15 protein-coding genes and 2 pseudogenes are annotated in these 20,383 nt (G+C 38.9%); 14 read left to right on the top strand and 3 right to left on the bottom strand.

Annotated features, from left to right (window positions below):
• Positions 1–295: 295 nt before the first annotated feature.
• Positions 296–595 (bottom strand): antibiotic biosynthesis monooxygenase family protein, encoded by a 300-nt coding sequence (locus tag Xvie_RS01880; RefSeq protein WP_086107696.1) that lies wholly within the window; start codon positions 593–595, stop codon positions 296–298.
• A 428-nt stretch (positions 596–1,023) separates the two neighbouring features.
• On the opposite strand from Xvie_RS01880, the gene sigJ reads away from it, so the two are divergent.
• The 10 genes from sigJ to Xvie_RS01930 all read left to right on the top strand — a co-directional run bounded on the left by sigJ (position 1,024) and on the right by Xvie_RS01930 (position 12,343).
• A complete protein-coding gene (sigJ, locus tag Xvie_RS01885; RefSeq protein WP_086107697.1) occupies positions 1,024–1,950 on the top strand; it encodes an RNA polymerase sigma factor SigJ in 927 nt (308 codons plus the stop codon).
• Between the two features lie 28 nt (positions 1,951–1,978).
• Complete coding sequence (locus tag Xvie_RS01890; protein WP_167376215.1) at positions 1,979–3,145, top strand: FAD-dependent monooxygenase; 1,167 nt, start codon at positions 1,979–1,981, stop codon at positions 3,143–3,145.
• Positions 3,146–3,203: 58 nt separating this feature from the next.
• Positions 3,204–4,844, top strand: a complete 1,641-nt coding sequence (locus Xvie_RS01895; RefSeq protein WP_086107699.1) for a flavin-containing monooxygenase — start codon at positions 3,204–3,206, stop codon at positions 4,842–4,844.
• A 1,140-nt stretch (positions 4,845–5,984) separates the two neighbouring features.
• On the top strand, positions 5,985–6,446 hold the full coding sequence (locus Xvie_RS01900) for a PhzA/PhzB family protein (RefSeq protein ID WP_086107700.1): 462 nt from the start codon (positions 5,985–5,987) through the stop codon (positions 6,444–6,446).
• 108 nt (positions 6,447–6,554) lie between these two features.
• Positions 6,555–7,175, top strand: coding sequence for an isochorismatase family protein (locus Xvie_RS01905; protein WP_086107701.1), 621 nt, complete (start codon positions 6,555–6,557; stop codon positions 7,173–7,175).
• Positions 7,172–9,067 carry an anthranilate synthase family protein gene (locus Xvie_RS01910; RefSeq protein ID WP_086107702.1) on the top strand — a complete coding sequence of 632 codons (1,896 nt, stop codon included), beginning with the start codon at positions 7,172–7,174 and terminating at the stop codon, positions 9,065–9,067. Before Xvie_RS01905 ends, Xvie_RS01910 begins: the two co-directional genes overlap by 4 nt.
• Positions 9,057–9,350, top strand: coding sequence for a hypothetical protein (locus Xvie_RS01915; protein WP_086107703.1), 294 nt, complete (start codon positions 9,057–9,059; stop codon positions 9,348–9,350). Before Xvie_RS01910 ends, Xvie_RS01915 begins: the two co-directional genes overlap by 11 nt.
• Before the next feature lie 59 nt (positions 9,351–9,409).
• On the top strand, positions 9,410–10,252 hold the full coding sequence (locus Xvie_RS01920) for a PhzF family phenazine biosynthesis protein (protein WP_086107704.1): 843 nt from the start codon (positions 9,410–9,412) through the stop codon (positions 10,250–10,252).
• Positions 10,253–10,261: 9 nt separating this feature from the next.
• Positions 10,262–10,894, top strand: a complete 633-nt coding sequence (locus tag Xvie_RS01925; protein WP_086107705.1) for a pyridoxal 5'-phosphate synthase — start codon at positions 10,262–10,264, stop codon at positions 10,892–10,894.
• A 426-nt stretch (positions 10,895–11,320) separates the two neighbouring features.
• The gene (locus Xvie_RS01930) at positions 11,321–12,343 is read left to right on the top strand and encodes a 3-deoxy-7-phosphoheptulonate synthase (RefSeq protein WP_086107706.1); all 1,023 of its coding nucleotides are present in this window, start codon (positions 11,321–11,323) and stop codon (positions 12,341–12,343) included.
• 20 nt (positions 12,344–12,363) lie between these two features.
• Here Xvie_RS01930 and Xvie_RS25060 read toward each other — a convergent pair.
• Together Xvie_RS25060 and soxR are read right to left on the bottom strand one after the other, a co-directional pair.
• Positions 12,364–12,530: pseudogene (locus tag Xvie_RS25060) on the bottom strand (IS630 family transposase); the annotation flags it as partial.
• A gap of 176 nt (positions 12,531–12,706) precedes the next feature.
• On the bottom strand, positions 12,707–13,168 hold the full coding sequence (gene soxR, locus Xvie_RS01935) for a redox-sensitive transcriptional activator SoxR (protein ID WP_086107707.1): 462 nt from the start codon (positions 13,166–13,168) through the stop codon (positions 12,707–12,709).
• Between the two features lie 512 nt (positions 13,169–13,680).
• Here soxR and Xvie_RS01940 point away from each other — a divergent pair.
• The 4 genes and pseudogenes from Xvie_RS01940 to Xvie_RS01955 all read left to right on the top strand — a co-directional run bounded on the left by Xvie_RS01940 (position 13,681) and on the right by Xvie_RS01955 (position 20,376).
• Complete coding sequence (locus Xvie_RS01940) at positions 13,681–14,817, top strand: efflux RND transporter periplasmic adaptor subunit (RefSeq protein ID WP_425273898.1); 1,137 nt, start codon at positions 13,681–13,683, stop codon at positions 14,815–14,817.
• Positions 14,818–14,830: 13 nt separating this feature from the next.
• Entirely contained in the window at positions 14,831–17,923 is a 3,093-nt protein-coding gene (locus tag Xvie_RS01945; protein WP_086107709.1) for a MexW/MexI family multidrug efflux RND transporter permease subunit, read from the top strand.
• A gap of 184 nt (positions 17,924–18,107) precedes the next feature.
• Positions 18,108–18,329 (top strand): annotated as a pseudogene (locus Xvie_RS01950) (transposase); the annotation flags it as partial.
• 289 nt (positions 18,330–18,618) lie between these two features.
• Positions 18,619–20,376: a type VI secretion system baseplate subunit TssF gene (locus Xvie_RS01955; protein ID WP_086107710.1), complete on the top strand. Its 1,758-nt coding sequence runs from the start codon at positions 18,619–18,621 to the stop codon at positions 20,374–20,376.
• Positions 20,377–20,383: the final 7 nt, after the last annotated feature.

The raw sequence follows: 20,383 nt of genomic DNA on the forward strand, positions 1-20,383 counted from the left end.
TTAATAGAATTATTAAAGGATAAAGTATTTATTCGTTGATATTATTTTTCATAATATTTACAGAGGATGATGAAATAATAAATTAATATGATTATTTAAATAGGTTATCACATTGGGTTATTATAAGAATAATATTAAACTCTCTGGGGTCTAGTTAAAACCGACCCCAGAGAGTTTTATGCTTTTGTATTCATCTATGACTTAAAATAAGTAGCCATATTAATTCTATCAATTAATAAATATTGAAGACATTGGAACCTAATGTCATTAAGCTCAGGTCTTTATAATAAAGAACTCAACTGGAGTAATGCCCAACAATGTCATAAATCCCTGGGCTAGCTTTAGCTAGCTCTGCGGTGCGTTTTACAAACTCTATTGATGCTGGATCAGCTTGAGTTGCCTTAATGTCCTCAATGCTTTTCCATTTTGCAATATTTACGACTCGGCTACCATCTTTGCTGGCTAGCAAGGTAACTGAAATGAAACCAGGTCGTTTACTAATGACCGAATCAGTTCCCTCTTGCAATAGCTTGATGACTTCAGCTTGCTTACTTGGATCGACTTCGATGACATTAATGAATGTAACTTCAGACATTACACGTTCTCCTTAATGGATAATAGGTTATGCCAGCTTTTTGCAGGCAGAGACTCACTAGCTTGTACCTTGTTGAGTCTAATACATAGACGATTCAGCAGTTCAATATGTCAGGTCATTCGAAAAAAAATATTTATTTTCAGATTTTGTACCTGACATTTTCACTGCGTTTCTCGTCATTAGATTCTAGAACATTTTTAGAGGGGGGCTTAGAAATTGTTACTACTTCACATATATACGTATATAGATGTTTTATTGTATACACTATATAAATATTTAATTACCCATTAGATTAGATTCTATGTTCTATACAAATCTCTTTCCTTCTTCTAAAAAAATCCCGTGTCAGTATCAGTTGCTGGCATTATGAAGTTGGAGGAGAACAATATCTAGGTTGTTTTCCTCAGAATTGAGTCAAGAAAAATAGAATGAATAAGAAGAAACAGGTGAGTAAGCTGGGGGGAGAAAATCCAGCCCATATATATTCTAACCGCTCCAAACTTGAATCGCTGGCGTATAGATTTTTGGGAACTATCCCAGATGCTGAAGATGCCGTACAAGAAACCTATCTACGATGGCACAAACTGACTCAAACAGAACGTGAACAGATTGTGTCTCCCATAGCTTGGCAACGAACAACACTCACACGTATCTGTCTCGATAATCTTAAATCGGCCAAGTCAAAACGTGAGATCTATATTGGCGAATGGTTGCCTGAGCCTGTCTCACAAGACGAATGTTGGGTATCTACGGTTGAGTCACCTGAAGCAACCGATCCGGCCGATAATCTTATCTTTGCACGTTCGGTTTCTATGGCATTGATGATAGTTCTGGATAAGATGACCCCTGCTGAACGTGTCAGCTTTATTCTTCATGATGTTTTCCAATATTCGTTTGAAGAAATCAGTGAAATTGTTGACAGAACCCCACAAGCATGCCGTCAACTTGCCTCATCTGGGCGAAAGCGAGTCAATCAAGAATGTCATTCTGCGCACTCTTCAGAGGAGCATCGGCGTGTTAATAATGCTTTCAGGGTTGCATGGCTCACAGGCAACATCAAGGAACTGGTTGCAGTCTTAGATGAAAGAGTTTGTGCCATCACTGATGGCGGTGGTCTTGCCAGCGCAGCTACCGAGCCATTATATGGCCGGGATGCAATTATCAATTTTTTCCTTTCAGCATTTGAACGCCAACACAATCTTCAGATCGAGGAGCAGCTTGTTAATGGTGAGTCAGGGCTTGTCGGTAAGGTGGCAGGTCACACTGTTACAGTGATCTCCACTTATATAAAAGAAGGACGGATCAAAGATATTTGGGTTATGCGTAACCCAGAAAAATTGACTGTCTGGCATTAGCCAATTGATTTAAATGAGGTTATTTACTATGGCGGCGATAACTGATTGTTCAGGTAAAGTAGTAATCGTTGGTGCTGGAATTGGGGGGGTAACTCTTGCGGCTCTGCTTTCTTCGTCTGGCATAGAGTGCGACATTTATGAACAGCGGATGAAACTCTCTGAAGATGGGTTTGGCTTGAATATTCAACCTGAAGCTGTATCAGTCCTGTATCGTTTGGGGCTTGCTGAAAAGCTGGATTCTTGTGGGATCCAAACCAGAGCACACCGCTATGTTGACCATTTAGGAACAACTCTTTTTGAAGAAGCAAGGGGCATAGATGCTGGTTTTGATATTCCACAGATATCTATATCTCGCTCAAAACTGCTTGATCTAATCTTTGCAACAGCTAAAACAAAAGCAACCTTTAACTTTGATGTGAAGTTTCCTGCTGATTTTTTATATAAAACGCAGTGGGCAAGAGATCTGATTGTGGGTGCCGATGGTGTCAATTCTGTAATGCGCCAAACCTTATTTCCAGATTCTATGCAACTGAATTCCGGTGGCATGATGTTATGGAGGGGTATTACCCCTATGCCAAAACTTCTGGATGGTCGAACAATGATTATCGCTAATAGTGGAGAAGGGGTTCGTCTTATCGCATATCCTGTTTCCAAATCCCATGATCTGCGTGGAGAGAGCCTTATTAATTGGGTTATCCTTGTTCCTATGTCACTTGATAAACAATTTGATACAACAATCAACCGTTTTCAAGCTACAGATTTCCTGCTCAAACTTCTTAAAGGATGGCATTTTGATTGGTTAAATCTCCAAACATTAATAACCATGAGTAAAACACTTATGAGAACCGAGATGGTGGATCGGAAACCATTAAATAAATGGAGCCATAACCAGTGTGTTCTAATTGGTGATGCTGCTCACCCGATGTTTCCAATCGGCGCAAATGGGGCAACTCAATCTATCATTGACGCCGGAACCCTCACCTCTGCTATATATGATTCCCCTGACTTCGGATCAGCAATAGCGAAATATGAGCATGTACGTATACCCGCTGTATCCAAGATCGTAATGGCAAATCGGGAAATGAATTCTCGCGAACTTGCTAGCCAAGCTCTTAATCAACAAGAGCGAATTCAAGAGCTTGTCATCACTGCGACCAACTATAAAGCCGAAACGACAAGGACGCGTTCGGATTGACTCTGCTATCTCACTAATAATAACCCCATAAATGAATCTATAGCACAGGAGTTTTGAAATGAATGAACAATCTTCTCTTCCCCAATTCGATGCTATTGTCATCGGTGCAGGTCTTTCTGGTCTTTTTGCAGCCCACAAAATTCATAATGAGTTAGGATTAAAGGTGCTTGGGCTTGAAAAAGGTAAGAATGTCGGCGGTACATGGTATTGGAATCGTTACCCTGGCGTTCAGGCGGATACCGATGGATTTGTCTATCGCTACTCTTTTGATCGAGAGGTTTCGCCACAGTGGGATATGTATGCTCGATATCAAACTGGTGAACAGATGCGAGATTATTTGGAGAATGTTGCAAGTCGCAACAATATTTCGCAGCTGTTCCGTTTTGAAACGAGTGTTAGCGAAGCTATCTATGATGAGGCCAAAAACATCTGGCAGGTTAAAACTACAGATGGAGATATTTTTACAAGCCGATATCTGGTAAGCGCTGTCGGAGTATTGTCTGAACCTGTTTTTCCAAAAATCAAAGACCTCGATAAGTTTAAAGGACAAATCATACATACTGCGCGTTGGCCAGATAATCTGAAAATCGATGGGCTACGTGTCGGAGTATTGGGGACAGGATCGACGGGAGCACAGCTCATCGTTGCAGCAAGTAAGGTTGCATCCCATCTGACGGTATTTCAACGGGCGGCTCAATATATTGTACCGGCGGGGCAACGTCGCTTGACGACAAATGAAGTAGAGAGTTATTGCTCGAATTTTGAAGAACAATGGAAAGAATGGAGAAAAACTCATCTGGCATGTGGCTTCGACGAACCTATTATAGGTACGTTTGATGTGTCCTCGGAAGAGCAAAAGGCCGCCTTTGAACGTGCTTGGAACGAAGGTGGGGGATTCGGTTTTATGTTTGGCACCTTCAATGATCTTGTTATCAACCCAGACTCTAACCGCGCCGCCTGTGAGTTTATAGCCGAAAAGATCAAAGATATTGTCGAGGATCCTGATACGGCACGCCGCCTTACACCGACAGAACTATATGCTAAGCGGCCTGTATCGGTTGATGGATATTATGAGGTATATAATCAGCCCAATGTTCAATTAGTGAGCTTGTTAGATACACAAATAGTACAAGCAACGGAAAAAGGCCTTCTCACTGCTGATGGTGTTGAACATGAAATTGATATCCTTATCTTTGCTACAGGATTTGATGCGGTTGAAGGTGCTTATCGGAACTTCAAGGTGGTTGGGCGCAATGAGCATACCCTTCTTGAAACATGGGGTGAAAACCCGGCCGCATATCTTGGTGTTTTTACACCCGGCTTTCCAAACCTCTTTACCCTTCTTGGCCCTCAGGGGATATTTTCCAACCTAGCTGCGGGTATTGAAGCTCAAGTAAACTTCATCGGCGATATTATTTCGTGGGCTGAAAGTTATCCAAAGACTGTTATTGAGGCTACTCCCCAAGCACTCTCAGATTGGTCGATACATTGTGAACAATTGGCAAATTATACTGTCTTTGCTCAGGTGAAATCTTGGATATTCGGGTCAAATCTACATAGTGCTACCCCTCGTGTTTTCTTCTATTTTGGTGGCCTTAAGGAATATATTGCGGTTTTTGATCGTGAACGTAGCAAAAATTTCCCTGGTTTCAATAGCAAAAGTTTGATTACAGATAAAAAAGTTACGTATCCACTTTGAGGAACAAGTAGAAATTTATGAACATGAATTAATATGATGAGGTATGACGAAATAGTTGAGAGCCATACACATATAGACCAGGATTTTTTAAAGTAGTATGAATTGTTCGCGCCAAACGGGATAGGTGGTTTGGTAAATGGCCTTTAAATTAAACTTGATTAAGTAAAATGAGTGCTCCATGCAAGCTAAATTGTGCCAGAATGAAATAGTCACATTTATTATTTTGGAGCATTCATCATAAATTAAAATGAATTTTTTCCTATTAACGGTTTAGTCTCACAATTAATATACACATTATTATAAATATTAGTATTAACTAGTTAATATAACTGCATTGGAGTTTATTATATTTTGTTGTCAGTTATCGAAAAATATTTAACCCTAGAAATGTAATGACATAGTAATCTGAGTGGTTTGAAGGTAGATATATATAATAACTTTCAAGGGATAGGTAATTATTCCTCATCTTCCCATTAAAATACTTTTCAACGATGAAATTTTATTTTTTATTAATTGTGATATTAAGCACACTTCTGTATTAAATTCAATTTGTCCATTTACATTTTATTAACTTGCATACTAATATTTGGATCTTACCAAGATCTTTATTTATGTTTTTATTGTTTTTTAATGTTAATATAAATTTTATCTATATTTATATTCTTGAGGTTTAAAGTTTCACTGAGTAAGTATATTAATTTTTGTTAATTTAATCTAATGTTTAAATTGTATGTTATTTCTGCTTTTTCTTCTTTGTTATATTTTATATTACATATTTTTACATAGAGTAATGAATGAGAAGTTGATTGTTTAACATGTTAAATTTAATGGATGTTAAAGATGGGGCGTACAATAAGTAATATTTTTTAATAAGGTGATTTTTAAATTAAAACTACTTATATGAATTATATCTGAAAGAAGCCATCTGGTGTTGAGTGTTTTGATATAATGTACTTAAAGCCTATTAGTAATAGTAGCCCTCATATCAGGGAGCTTCATAAGGTTTCATGAACACTTTTAGAATAAAATATTGTAACTATGGGTTTAATTTAAACTAAATATTGATATTGAATTAATTTAATTATCATTCTTTCTTATTGTCATTTGATTATTAGTGTTCTCGATTGAGGAGATAGTACCATGATTCAAGATAATGAAGTACGGCAACATAATCGATTGATTGTCGAAAAATATATGAACACGAAAGGGCAAGATAGGCTGAAACGACACGAACTATTTACTGAAGATGGATGTGGAGGGCTTTGGACTACTGATACAGGAGAGCCAATTATGACCAAAAGTAAGGCTCGTTTGTCTGAACATGCTGTTTGGTCTTTGAAATGCTTTCCTGATTGGTGTTGGTACAATATCGTTATATTTGATACTCAAGACCCAAATATTTTTTGGGTTGAATGTGATGGGAAAGGGATAATTAATTTTGAAGGTTACCCTGAAGGTATATATGAAAACCATTTTATCCATTATTTCGAGTTTGAAAATGGAAAAATAAAAATTCAACGTGAATTTATGAATCCATGTCAACAGTTCAAAGCATTAGGTATTGAACTTCCTAAAATTAATAGAAGTGGCATTCCTACCTGATTAATTTATTTGAATTATTTTAAGTAATTTAGTCATAAGCCACAGATAGCCATATTAATTATAATAATGGCTATTTTGAATATATTTTTTTTGCAATGGGGCAGAAGTATGAGTATTCCTAAAATTGAGAGTTACACACTCCAATCACCTGAATTTAATGTAGTAAATAGCGTCAAATGGAAACACGATAATAATCGTAGCATATTGCTTATACATGATATGCAAACATATTTCTTGGACTTTTTCTCTTTGGATTTGAAACAAGAATTGGTAAAAAATTGTCAGAAACTTGTCTCTTACGCTAGAAAAAACAATCTACCTATTGTTTACACTGCTCAATGCGGTGATATGTCTGAAAAAGAACGTGGTCTTCTTTATGATATATGGGGAAAAGGTATGAACAGTAAAACTGAACATACTGATATTGTAAAAGAAATAGCACCACGGGAAGAGGATACGGTTTTAACTAAATGGAGATATAGCGCTTTTCATGCCACACCTCTTGATGAGATTTTCATTGAAAAAAAACGCGACCAAATAATTATTTGTGGCGTTTTTGCTCATATTGGAATACAGACAAGTGCTGTTGATGCTTACTCAAGAGATATTGAAGTATTTCTTGTACAGGATGCTATTGCTGATTTCTCAAAACAAGCTCATTTACAAACATTAATATATGCTACTGAATGTTGCGCCAGTGTATTGCCAACGGAAGAGGTTTGCAAATGACTACATCTCTTTCTTTTGAGACACAAACAATCTTGCAAAAAGTCGTTGAAGGTCATTTCGATGCCTATGCTTTAGTGTATAGACCAGAAAGATTTAAAAAGGCAACACTTGAGGTACTAATTGGTACAGAACAAATTATTGAAAATCTAAAAGAGTTAGATCAAATTCAAAAAGAACAACGGGAAATGGGTAATAAAGGTGTTCTTCTTGTTGCACCTTATCGCCAGATTAAAGAGCGTGGTTTCACTATCATTGAAGATAATACACCTTTTCGTGTCCTTTGTATCAATGATTATGAAACGCTTTTACTTGAAGACGCTATCGATATTTTACCTGATGTACCAATAAATCTTAGCAATTCTTATTTCAATCCAAATGACGAAAATTATGAAAAAATTGTCAAAGAAATAATTGCGAATGAAATAGGTACAGGGGAAGGTGCCAATTTTGTCATTAAACGTACCTTGAATGGCTCTATTACAGATTATAGTGATCATGTTGGAATGACAATTTTTCGTAACTTATTGGAACAAGAAAAAGGAGCTTATTGGACTTTTTTTATTCATATGAATGAAGTGACTTTAGTTGGTGCTTCACCAGAAATGCATATTAGTCTTAATGTTAAATCAGTCTCAATGACACCAATAAGTGGTACATATAGATTTCCTGCTTCTGGTCAAACTCAAGACGGACTTCTGGAGTTTTTACGTGATAATAAAGAAGAGGGAGAGTTATCAATGGTTCTTGATGAAGAACTAAAAATGATGACTGATATTTGTTCTTCTGATGTTAAAGTATGCGGACCATCACTTATTCGTATGTCAAAATTGGCGCATGTCTGCTATAGCCTTAAAGGTTCTACAGAACTACCTATATCTGAAATCTTAAAGCGCTCAATGTTTGCACCAACTGTAGTCGGTAGTCCTTTAGAAAATGCAACTAGAGTAATTGCACGCTACGAAAATTATGGGCGTTCTTACTATAGTGGTTTTGTTGCTTTAATTGACGACCTTAATAGTGACCCACGATTAGACTCTGCAATCCTTATTCGTACTGCTGAAATATCAAAAGATGGGAAAATACAGGTGGGAGTTGGGGCGACTTTGGTTCGTGATTCTAATCCGCTTTCAGAAGTGCAGGAGACTATTGCTAAAGCTGCCGCTATTCAAAATGCTATGGGTATAACTGCTTTTGATACTTTGCCTAAAAAAGAAAACATTGCCCAATTACTTAATAAGAGGAATGAACGACTCTCAATTTTTTGGTTCAGAGATACTGTTCACTCCTCTGAATATTCACTAAATTATATAAATAAACCAGAGATTGTCATCTTAGATAATGAAGATACTTTTACATCAATGATGGCATATCAACTACGTGAATTAGGTTTTAAAGTTGAAGTTAAATCATATTCTATAATAGACGAAATTAGCAATTCAAAGTTACTTATTATAGGACCTGGTCCTGGTGATCCGTGCAAATTAACTGATTTAAGAGTTATAACAAGCCGGAATGTGATAATGAACGCAATCGCACAGAAGCAACCTTTTGTTTCGATTTGTTTTGGACACCAAATTTTATGTTCATTACTTGGTTTATCTATAGAACGTCTTTATCCACCAAATCAAGGGATACAAAAACAAATATCTATCTTTGGAAAAACAGAATCTGTTGGATTTTATAACACTTTTGCGGCTATTTCGGAATCAGAGAATATAAAAAGTCCTATAGGTGATGTTGTGGTTTATCGGGATGCTCAGTCAAAACAAGTTCATGGATTAAAAGGGCCAAATTTTTGTTCAATGCAATTTCATCCTGAATCAATTTTGACTAAAGAGGGTCATAGAATATTAAGAGATGCTATATTTTCGGTGACAACGAATGAAAATTGAATTAGCTTGGTGGGATCTTGATGATAATGATCCTAATGTAAATATTTTATCTGAAAGTTTGACAAAGCAAGTTTTAGAAGAGTGGGAAAATGTACCTAATTTGACTAAAAAATTTTGGTTTACTTCAAATGAAGGAAGGTGTTGGGGAGCTTTGATGATTTGGAATGGAGATAAACCCGATATTTCAGTAATGCCAAATAATATATCAGGAGAGGCTATAGGAAGAATGCCAGATCATAGAGTTATATTTGATGTATTAAATGAAATAAATATAGGTGATTAAAAGTCCGAATGTTAATCAAATATTTTTATGTTTAATCAGTATAATAATATAGGTGAAATATGCATAAGTATACTATTGTGAACTCTTTTGGGAATGAATTATTTACCGGAAATCCAGTCGCTATTTTTTTTAACTGTGACGACTTGGATGACTATTATATGCAAAAATTGGCTGCTGAACTTAATCTTTCTGAAACAACCTTCATTCGCTCTCCTTTGAAAGATGGTGATGCAAATGTCAAAATTTTTACTCCAGTCAATGAATTAGGTTTTGCAGGACATCCATTGCTCGGCACAGCGTTAGCTTTAGCACAAGAAACAGGATTGTCTGAAATGAATATCGAAACACAAAAAGGAGTTTATCGATTTTCAGTTGATTTAGTAAAAGAGCAACCTTATACAGCTTATGTACAAATGGAGCAGCCAAAACCTGCTATTTCTCTCTATGAATATGGACAAGAATTGCTTGAAGCGCTTGGAGTGGAGAAAAGTACATTACCAATAGATATGTATGATGTAGGGCCGAGACATGTATTTGTTGGTATTGAAAACGTCGATATACTCGCAAAAATTAGCCCAGATCTAAAAAAACTTTCTCAGTTTAATAACATGGCTGCTTTATGTTTCTGCCCAAATGGTACTGATGGTTGGCGATTACGTATGTTTTCTCCTGCTTACGGAGTTGCGGAAGATGCAGCAACAGGCTCGGCTGCAGGCCCTCTGGCACTGCATCTTTGTCGATATGGTTTAGCTGAGTTTGGGAAAACTATAGAAATAATGCAAGGTGTTGAAATGGGAAGGCCATCCTATATGAAATCCATGGCTAAAATGGAGAAAGCGGAGTTTTACCTTGAGGCTGGCGGCTACGCATTTCAGATTGCAACAGGTCAATATTTTATTTAGGGCAAAAGCATGAGCAGCATTTTTGAAAGTATGACTGGAAAATTGGATTATGTCTTTCCTGAATATGATTCCCTTACTAATGATCCTATTGGGTTAGGGAGAAAATGGTTACAAGAAGCAATTAATGAGGATGTCCGTGAACCTCGTGCGATGGTTTTAGTGACCGCAAATCTTTCTGGAAATATGTCATCCCGTGTAATGGCTATATTAGAATTCACAAATGAAGGTATTGTGTTTGCTACACATAGCTGTAGTCGAAAAATAAAAGATGTTAAAGATAATCCTTTTGCTTGTGGACATTTTTATTGGCGTGAACTTGGTCGCCAGCTTTCCATAAGTGGGACGGTTAAAATGCTTACTCGAGAACGAGCTGTTGAGGAATGGAATAAACGTGCAATACCTTTGCATCCAATGTCAACAGTTTCCTATCAAAGTGAGCCTTTAATATCGTATGAACAGCTTCTTATATCAGCACAAGATCTTGATGGTACTGGGGCATTACCTTGTCCGAGTGGGTATACTGTTTACCTGCTTGAACCTCATGCTATCGAGTTTTGGTCTGCAAGTTCGAACCGTTTACATAAAAGGCTGCGTTTTGAGCATACTCAGAACGGATGGAAGAGCTTAAGATTGCAGCCGTAATTAAATTCTTTTTTCTCGTGGCATTGGACTATGCTTCTTTGGAATTTCCAATAAATTTCATCATAAAACGATTTATTATTTATAAAAAAAAAGGAAATTCAAAAGAATATTATTGGTAGGCACTAATAACTTAGTTAATAAAATAATGTTTTGAGTATAATACCATGATATGGATGCTAGGAATGCCACTAAAATAACACAGGTTATATTATTAAATTATTTTGAAAATTAACCCCTCTTAATAATATTAAATTGGAAGTTGTTTTATGGGTATTAATGATTTACCAAAAGATTTTAAAGTATAAGAATGCTTACTTAATTAATTGTTGAGGTAATGTAATCCTGCTTTGTATTTATTCCACAAAATTACGGTGTTTTTCAAATAAACAATCATGATAATTATAAAAATATTGTTAGAGGTTAGTCATGAATCAGAATTTAAAAACCTTACCTATTCCCAATCAACTTTTTTCTGAAATAAAGCTCAGTCCTCAGGTTTTGCTACATATTGATAATAGTAGAAAAACGATTGAAAATATTTTCAAAGGAAAAGATAAACGGTTATTAGTCATTATTGGTCCATGTTCTGTTCACGATGAAGATGCATGTCTTGACTATGCATCACGGTTGAAATCTATACTAAAAAAATATCAAGATTCACTGTTTATTGTAATGAGAACATATTTGGAAAAGCCTAGAACTACATTAGGGTGGAAGGGGTTTATTTCTGATCCTGATTTGGATGGCTCTGCTCACTATAAAGATGGCTTATATCGTTCGCGAAAGCTTCTTTATAAGATTAATCAAATGGGAATAGCAACAGCAACAGAGATTCTCAGCCCATATCTGTATATCTATTACTCTGATTTGATCAGTTGGGCAGCGATAGGAGCAAGAACAACAGAATCACAGCCACATCGGGAGCTTGTATCTGCGTTGCCTTATGCTGTTGGTTTTAAGAATAGTACTGATGGTAATGTTCAAGTGGCTATTGATGCAATTAAAGTGGCTAATCATTCGCATATAACTTGTTCTATTAATAATGGTGGGAAATTATCATTGATATCTACTTTAGGTAATCAGTATGCTCATGTCATTCTTAGAGGAGGAAAAGAGCCTAATTATCATGAAGTTGATATTTCACAACTTAATGAAAAACTTCAAAATCAAGGGGTTAATAGGAGTGTTGTGGTAGATTTGAGTCATGGTAATAGTCAAAAAAACCATAAACAACAATTGGTAGTTGCAGAGTCTATATGTCAACAAATAAAAAAAGGTATGGAAGTTATAAGAGGTATAATGGCTGAAAGCTTTATTGAAGAGGGTAATCAATCTCTGAGTCATCCCTTAGTTTATGGGCAATCCATTACTGATTCTTGTTTGCATTGGCAAGACACTATAGTATTACTCGATAAGTTTAATGAAGCAATGCTAAATAAAGTTTCATAATAGTGATACACCTGCTTTTTTCATTTTTTATATAGCTGCCATGAAGTTGATTCCATGAAAGCTTCAACATATCTAAATAACTGCCAAAAAACTCACAACAATGGTTCCGTGTTACTGTTTCATGCAAGAATAGCCACAAGCATTTAATTTTATTCAATCAAGTTAAGTAATCAGGTAAAAATAATAGTTATAACTTGTTGTGAACAGAAATTTACTTATGTATTAAGCTGTGTGGATGGATATATCCCACGGCTTTCTTGTTTTTATTAAATGGAAATCATGTTCACTTTGTTATTATATCATTTTAATAATTTTTCAAAATAATTAATTTGATGTTGGTAATAAAAATTGGTGGAATTATTTTTAATCGTCTTCTAAAATTCTCGGCCCTGCTCCTTTTTTTGCCAAAATATCATTTGGATTACGCAAAGGACAGTCTGTTAGTGAAAGGCATCCACATCCGATACAACTACCTAAATTATCACGCAAACGGATTAGTTTCTTAATGCGTTGATCTAACATATCCTGTAATTGTGAAGAAAAATTTATCCATTGCTCTGCTGTCAGTTTATTATTATATGGGAGCTGGTTTAATATTTTATGTATATCTTTCAATGGAATGCCAGCGCTTTGTGAAGCCTTGATAATTGCAATATAACGTAACACAATTGAAGGAAAACGGCGTTGGTTACTTTGATTACGTGAACTTTTGATTAAACCTTTAGATTCATAAAAATGAATTGCTGATATCGCAATTCCACTACGTTTTGATACTTCTCCAATCGTCATCGTCCTATTAAAATCAATCTCTTTATTTTTATTCATCTCTCTTGACCTCAAGTTAACTTAAGGTCTTATAATGTATGTTCGTTATGCTCGTCAATCAGAAAATGCCATACTTTTACTCTGATATGCTGGAAAATAGTGTCTTTATATAAAAAATGTGAGAGTAGTTTATGCGATGATTTGATGAAAGTAAGTTGAAAGTTTCTAGAGTATAGGGTTTTATTCTATTATTTTTCTACTTATCTTCATTTCATTGAAATCTGCCAAATTTATAAATTTTGATGGCAGTCTGTCAGAAATGTGTACTAAAAGTTTGCGTCTGAATTATTTTTTTATATCGCATCAGCAATTGACTCACTTCTATTAACCATTTTTATAAGCCATACTTTTGGGGGTTTCCCTAGTAAAAGCGAAAAAATTCATCCTACTTTGTACTTGAATATACAACGGTTATTGGGGATTGTTGGCAATGGGAATACAGAAACGAATCACTTGAGAAAAACTCAAAGTATAAGCAAATATTTCACACAATGAAAAGGTTGATATAAATGATAGGAAAAAAAATCGTTGTTGGCCTAGGAATCGCTTTATTGTTAGTGGTTGGAATTTTCGTTTATAAACTAAATAGTTCAGCTAAGAATGAATCAGGATATATGGCCTACCCACCTGTGAAGGTGGCTTTGGCGAAAGTAAAAGAAACACATCTCCCTAGAATATTATATGGTGTTGGGGAACTTGAGGCTGACAGACAAATACATTTGGCGTCGGAAACCAGCGGTAGAGTAATTAGTATTGAGTTTCAGTCTGGTCAATATGTGGAGAAAGGCCAGTTACTGGTGCAAATTAACGATGCAGTTGAACAGGCTGAACTTGTTCGTTTACAGGCTCAGTGGAAAAATGCTGACAGGTTATATCAACGCACCAGCAAATTATTTACCAACAAGGTTGCCGCCGCCGCAGAACTGGATAATGCGCTGGCAGAGCGTGATATGGCGTTGGCTGCCATTCGTCAGACCGAAGCACTCATTGCTCAGAAAGCAATTCGGGCACCATTTTCAGGCGTAATGGGAATTCGACAGGTGCATGTAGGACAGTTTATACATGCGGGTGACTCTATTGCTAACTTGGTGGATGCAAAAAATCTTAAACTGAACTTTTCGTTGAATGAACAGACGAGTCCTGAGTTGCATGTTGGGCAGACAGTAAATGTATTGGTTGATGCTTATCCGAATCAGAATTTCCCCGCCAAGATAAGTGCCATTGATCCCTTGATTGGTAAATCCCGTACTGTGCAAGTACAAGCACTTCTAAATAATCTTGATGGGAAACTGAAAGCAGGAATGTACGCCAGTATCCAAGTTGTACGTCAAGATAATATTCCAGTTTTGACTGTACCAGAAACAGCTGTGACCTATACCGCTTATGGGGATACTGTATTTGTGGCACAAGGTACAGAACAAGGCGCGGAAAAACATGAAAAAACAACTGAACAACAGCCTATGACGGTAAAACGCGTTTCCATTGAAGCAGGACAACGTTGGAACAGCATGGTGGAGATCAAGAAGGGATTGTCTGAGGGAGAGTTAGTTGTGACATCAGGCCAACTGAAATTAAATGATGGCACACAAGTGGTCGAGGTTGCTGATGATACATTGAATACAGCGAAATCATCTGCAACGGGTTCTTAATGGAGACGGAAAAATGACATTTACTGATCTTTTTGTTCGCCGACCCGTGCTTGCTCTGGTAGTCAGTACATTGATCCTGTTGTTGGGTTTGTTTGCCCTGAGTAAACTTTCCATTCGGCAATATCCACAATTAGAAAGTTCAACAATTACTGTCACAACGGAATATCCGGGTGCCTCATCCGATTTGATGCAAGGGTTTGTCACTCAGCCTATTTCACAGGCAGTTTCTTCTGTAGAAGGGGTGGATTATCTCTCTTCTTCCTCAGTGCAGGGCAGAAGTACCGTGACCATACGTATGGAGCTTAATCGCGATTCCACCCAGGCCTTGGCACAGGTGATGGCAAAGGTGAACCAAGTCAGATATAAGTTGCCAAAACAGGCTTATGATCCTGTTATTGAACTGTCATCCGGGGAATCAACGGCTGTTGCTTATGTGGCATTTTCCAGTGAAACCTTACCCGCATCGGCTGTGACAGACTACCTTTCAAGAGTGGTTGAACCCATGTTTTCTTCCATTGAAGGTGTCTCAAAAGTACAAGTAATGGGTGGACAACAACTTTCTATGCGCTTATGGCTGGATGCCGATCGCCTTGCCGGGCGTGGATTGACGGCAGCGGATGTTGCCGCAGCGGTCAGGCAAAATAATTATCAAGCCGCGCCAGGTAAAGTGAAAGGAGAATATGTTGTTTCAAATGTGCATGTTAATACCGATCTCACGAATGTTGAGGAGTTTCGTGATCTGGTTATCCGCAATGATGGCAATGGGTTAGTTCGCCTCAAAGATGTTGGCACAGTGGAACTGGGTTCCGCAGCAACTGAAACCAGCGCGATGTTAAATGGTAAGGCCGCTGTGCACTTGGGGCTATTTTCAACGCCAACAGGTAACCCGCTTATTATTGTTGATGGTATCAAACGCCTGTTACCTGATATCCAAAAAACACTTCCTCCAGGAGTTAAGGTTGACTTGGCGTTTGAGACTTCTCGCTTTATTAAAGCTTCGATTGATGAAGTTGCCAATACGCTGTTAGAAGCATTGATTATTGTGATGGCAGTGATCTATCTCTGTCTGGGGTCATTGCGCAGCGTATTGATTCCAATTGTTGCCATCCCTTTGTCGATGCTCGGGGCAGCAGGACTAATGCTGCTATTTGGTTTCAGTATTAATTTATTGACGCTATTGGCAATGGTATTGGCAATTGGTCTTGTGGTCGATGATGCGATTGTAGTCGTTGAAAACGTACATCGTCATATTGAAGAAGGAATGTCGCCTGTTGCAGCCGCTTTAACTGGTGCGAGAGAAGTAGCAGGTCCTGTGATTGCAATGACGATTACTCTTGCAGCCGTTTATGCGCCGATTGGTTTGATGTCAGGGCTGACAGGTGCCCTGTTTAAGGAATTTGCTTTAACGTTGGCAGGGGCTGTTATCGTATCAGGTATAGTGGCTCTGACTTTATCGCCAGTAATGAGTTCTTTCTTACTACAGCCGAAACAGCAAGAAGGCAGAATGGCACTGGCGGCTGAGGCATTCTTTGATAAGTTAGCTCACTATTATTCCCGTTTGCTCAATATTTCTCTGCGTTATCGGTGGGTAACAGGGGTGTTTGCTTTACTCGTCGTTATAAGTTTGCCTTTACTTTATAAGCAAGCACGTCAGGAATTAGCTCCAGTAGAAGATCAGGCAGGTGTGTTGGCAGCAATCAAGTCACCACAACATGCTAATTTGGATTATATAGAGCGATTTGCCCATAAACTTGACCGAGTATTTAATGAAGTTCCAGAGATGGTTGGTACATGGGTCATTAATGGGACTGATGGGCTTTCTTCAAGTTTTAGTGGAGTGAACTTGACAGAATGGAGTGAACGTAAGCGCACGGCCTCGGACATTCAGGCACAATTACAAGCGGCAGTGGGAGAAGTAGAAGGGAGTAGTATTTTTATATTCCAGCTTCCGCCATTACCTGGCTCCACTGGGGGACTGCCCATTCAGATGGTACTGCGTAGTTTGCAGGATTACCCCATCCTATACCAAACAATGGAAGAAATTAAACAGCAAGCACGTGAGAGCGGATTATTTGCTGTTGTAGACAGCGATCTGGATTATAACAATCCAGTAGTACAAGTGCGGATTGATCGTGCTAAAGCCAATAGCTTGGGGATTAGAATGCAAGATATTGGTGAATCACTGGCATTGCTGGTAGGAGAAGGCTATATCAACAGATTTGGGATGAATGGTCGTTCATATGACGTCATTCCGCAAAGTATACGCAGTCAGCGATTAACGCCAGAAGCATTGGCACATCATTTTGTGCGAACCGAAAACCAAAAGATGATCCCACTTTCTACAGTAGTATCAATCTCGACGAGAGTTGAACCCAATAAACTGACTCAGTTCAATCAGCAGAATGCAGCAATTTTTCAGGCTATTCCTGCGCCAGGAGTGACCTTAGGGCAAGCTGTAACTCTCCTTGAGGGAGTACTGGATAATTTGCCAGCAGGATTCAGCTATGATTGGCAATCTGATTCCCGTCAATATAAACAAGAAGGCCATGCTCTGGTTTTTGCTTTTTTGGCTGCGTTGATCATCATTTATTTGGTATTGGCTGCTCAATATGAAAGCCTTGTTGATCCCTTGATTATCTTGATCACTGTACCACTTTCTATTTGTGGCGCTCTGATACCGTTAGCTATGGGATATATTACACTTAATATTTATACTCAGATTGGATTGGTAACACTAATAGGACTTATTAGTAAGCATGGTATCTTAATGGTGGAATTTGCCAATAAGTTACAAGAAGTTGAAGGGATAGATAAGCGTTCAGCGATCTTGAAGGCGGCCAAAATTCGTCTTCGCCCGGTATTGATGACAACCGCCGCTATGGTGATCGGCTTGATTCCACTGTTGTTCGCTAGTGGTGCGGGTGCACTTAGCCGTTTTGGTATTGGGCTGGTGATTGTATCTGGTATGCTAGTGGGAACATTTTTCACTTTATTCGTACTGCCGACGGTATATACATTCTTGGCAAGAAACCATTCTTCTTCTGCAATAACACCGAGAAAACAACAATTGATTGAGGCTGATAAAATACTGAATAAATCAATTTAACGTTATTTAAATACAAAATAAGAAAGATTAGCATTCAATTATAGCATAATATATTGTTATTATTTGAAGCCAATAGCCATAATTAACTCTATATTTGAATGAAAAACAAACTAACTGCCTGTTCCAAGAGCAAAGTTTTGGTGCACACCAGAAACCGCTTTGAAGAGGAACAGGCAGTGAACAAAAAAGTTTTTATCTGGAGTATACTTGGAAATATCATCATAACGACTTTCCAACCTTGCTCAGTTATCCCCGTTTTGTCAGTGTCACCCCTTCCGTTTTGGTTCCACTGTGCAGTTATCTGACGCAATTAAAAGGAAAACCCACAGGAATTGCTTTTATTGATTCCACGAGTTTGCGCGTGTGCCATAACATCTGTATTCCCCACCATAAGGTGTTTGAGGGTGGATTACTGTTTCCAGTTTCTCCCGGCCTGCCATGCGGAACATTTTACGCAGTGCGGACATTTCATTATCCCAGGCTGCTACTGTTCCCGTCATCCTTATTTTTATATGAATTCCCGTGCAAATTCCGCAGACACACCGATATTCCGCCAAAATCAGACGAAAATTGGATTTAATTGATTAATTAATTTTATTGGTTAATGTATACAATAAACCATCTTTACAGACTGGATACCTATTTTAATTCAGCACAGAATCGCTCCCTGACAGATAAAACATAAGTTAAATTGAATGAAAAACAACAAGGAATCGCTGTACCTGCGAGAACGCGCCTACCTGCGGGAGCTGGCACAGCGCGTGGCGAAAGACTCGCCGCATTTGAGCGATTTTCTGACAACATACCATGATCCTGATATTAAACGTGTTTTTGAAGCCTTTGCACTGCTGATTGCCAACTTACGGGATAAACTGGAGGACGATCTCCCCGAAATCACTCACGGTATTCTCTCGCGCATCTGGCCGTTAGCGTTATGTCCCATTCCCCCCACTACGATAATGCAGTTTTATCCTGCCGAGGGCGAGCATCAGGGTTGCGTCGATATTCCGGCAGGTACGTCCGTTTCTGCTCACCTCAACGGGCAATTACTGACCTTCAAAACTTGTCGTCCGCTGCATATTGAGCCGTTGATCGTGCAACAACGCACGGTGAAAAAAACCGGCACCCACAGTGAAATCATACTGGCCCTGTGTCAAACCGGCACTGTGTCTCCGGTCTGGCAAAGTGGTGCATTAACTTTTTTCCTCGGTACCGACACGGAAAAGGCCGCACAGCTCAGTCTGTGGCTGGAACAGCATCTCTGTGACGTTAGCCTGAAAACAGAGGGAGAACGGCGAAAACTGGGCTGTTTCCCTTACGGCTGGCATGACCTGTTTGATAGTCCGGTGCTGCCTGCGCCAAAGAATACGTATTCCGGCCTGCAACCTCTGGTGGAGTATTATGCACTGTCCCAACTGTATAACTTTGTCACGCTGGATATCAGCAAAAGTTGCACAACAGTGCCACTGAATGTGGACGGCACGTTTGAGCTGATTTTTCATTTCGAGGGCGAATTGCCACTGGCAGATGTCGATGAGGCATTTTTGTTGGGCTTTGTTCCGGCTATTCATCTGGAAAACTGGATTAGCCCAACCATTGCGCTGGGGGCTGGTAATCACCGTTATCCCCTGCCATTGGGGGAGTCGGTGAGGTTGTTCCGGCTGGGTGGTATTGAGGTCGTGCAACAGCCTGATGACAGCGAACAGCGGGGCACACCTTATCACTGGCTGCCGATTGAACAGTTTACCCCCGCCGGGCATTTTCTGGCGGATGACCAACAACCCGACACTTTTTACTACCAGCTTCAGACCGAGCGTGATTTTCTGGGCAGAATCCAACACTGGCTGTGTTTTTTTGATTTGACCGGTAAACCGGCAAACCACTTGCCTACCATTGCGTTATCAGGTCATTTAATCGGCTACCATGCACAGTCGCTGACACTGGAACAAGGTACGATTACGGTGACGCAGGAAAGTTCGCCGTCTCATCTCGGTGTGCAGAATATTACCCCTGTGATGACCGATTATCCGTCGCTGTTACAGGAAAATAATGGCTGGCCGCTGCTATCCTGCCTCTCGAGTCCACCAATGATGTTGTTTGCCACCGAAAACCTGAAACAGTTTCTCCGGCTGTTTGACCCATATGCCGACACGCATCGCCCATTGAGCCGTCAGTTCCGCCAACACATTGACGGCATTATGCAGGTGGAAGAGCGCCTGACCGACCGGATGAGGCGAGGCCGCCCTATTCGTGGGCATTTACTGTCACTTACTCTGAATCCTGACTGCTACCGTAATCCCGGCGAGATGTATCGGTTTTGCCGGTTAATCAATCAGGCGATGGCTTGTTTTATTACCCAGTCTTCGTTTGTCATGCTGGAGATTTTCACCCCGGACAGTCACAAAGTGCTGTGGCAGTTCTGGCATGTCGATGGGTTTCGCCCGGCAATGTAATGGATTA

It is taken from the genome of Xenorhabdus vietnamensis, assembly GCF_002127535.1.
GTDB lineage: Bacteria > Pseudomonadota > Gammaproteobacteria > Enterobacterales > Enterobacteriaceae > Xenorhabdus > Xenorhabdus vietnamensis.

What these genes read in the sequence shown, in the direction of transcription:
- Xvie_RS01880 (WP_086107696.1), bottom strand. Translation starts at nt 595, where the DNA reads ATGTCTGAAGTTACATTCATTAATGTCATCGAAGTCGATCCAAGTAAG.
- sigJ (WP_086107697.1), top strand. Translation starts at nt 1,024, where the DNA reads ATGAATAAGAAGAAACAGGTGAGTAAGCTGGGGGGAGAAAATCCAGCC.
- Xvie_RS01890 (WP_167376215.1), top strand. Translation starts at nt 1,979, where the DNA reads ATGGCGGCGATAACTGATTGTTCAGGTAAAGTAGTAATCGTTGGTGCT.
- Xvie_RS01895 (WP_086107699.1), top strand. Translation starts at nt 3,204, where the DNA reads ATGAATGAACAATCTTCTCTTCCCCAATTCGATGCTATTGTCATCGGT.
- Xvie_RS01900 (WP_086107700.1), top strand. Translation starts at nt 5,985, where the DNA reads ATGATTCAAGATAATGAAGTACGGCAACATAATCGATTGATTGTCGAA.
- Xvie_RS01905 (WP_086107701.1), top strand. Translation starts at nt 6,555, where the DNA reads ATGAGTATTCCTAAAATTGAGAGTTACACACTCCAATCACCTGAATTT.
- Xvie_RS01910 (WP_086107702.1), top strand. Translation starts at nt 7,172, where the DNA reads ATGACTACATCTCTTTCTTTTGAGACACAAACAATCTTGCAAAAAGTC.
- Xvie_RS01915 (WP_086107703.1), top strand. Translation starts at nt 9,057, where the DNA reads ATGAAAATTGAATTAGCTTGGTGGGATCTTGATGATAATGATCCTAAT.
- Xvie_RS01920 (WP_086107704.1), top strand. Translation starts at nt 9,410, where the DNA reads ATGCATAAGTATACTATTGTGAACTCTTTTGGGAATGAATTATTTACC.
- Xvie_RS01925 (WP_086107705.1), top strand. Translation starts at nt 10,262, where the DNA reads ATGAGCAGCATTTTTGAAAGTATGACTGGAAAATTGGATTATGTCTTT.
- Xvie_RS01930 (WP_086107706.1), top strand. Translation starts at nt 11,321, where the DNA reads ATGAATCAGAATTTAAAAACCTTACCTATTCCCAATCAACTTTTTTCT.
- soxR (WP_086107707.1), bottom strand. Translation starts at nt 13,168, where the DNA reads ATGAATAAAAATAAAGAGATTGATTTTAATAGGACGATGACGATTGGA.
- Xvie_RS01945 (WP_086107709.1), top strand. Translation starts at nt 14,831, where the DNA reads ATGACATTTACTGATCTTTTTGTTCGCCGACCCGTGCTTGCTCTGGTA.
- Xvie_RS01955 (WP_086107710.1), top strand. Translation starts at nt 18,619, where the DNA reads ATGAAAAACAACAAGGAATCGCTGTACCTGCGAGAACGCGCCTACCTG.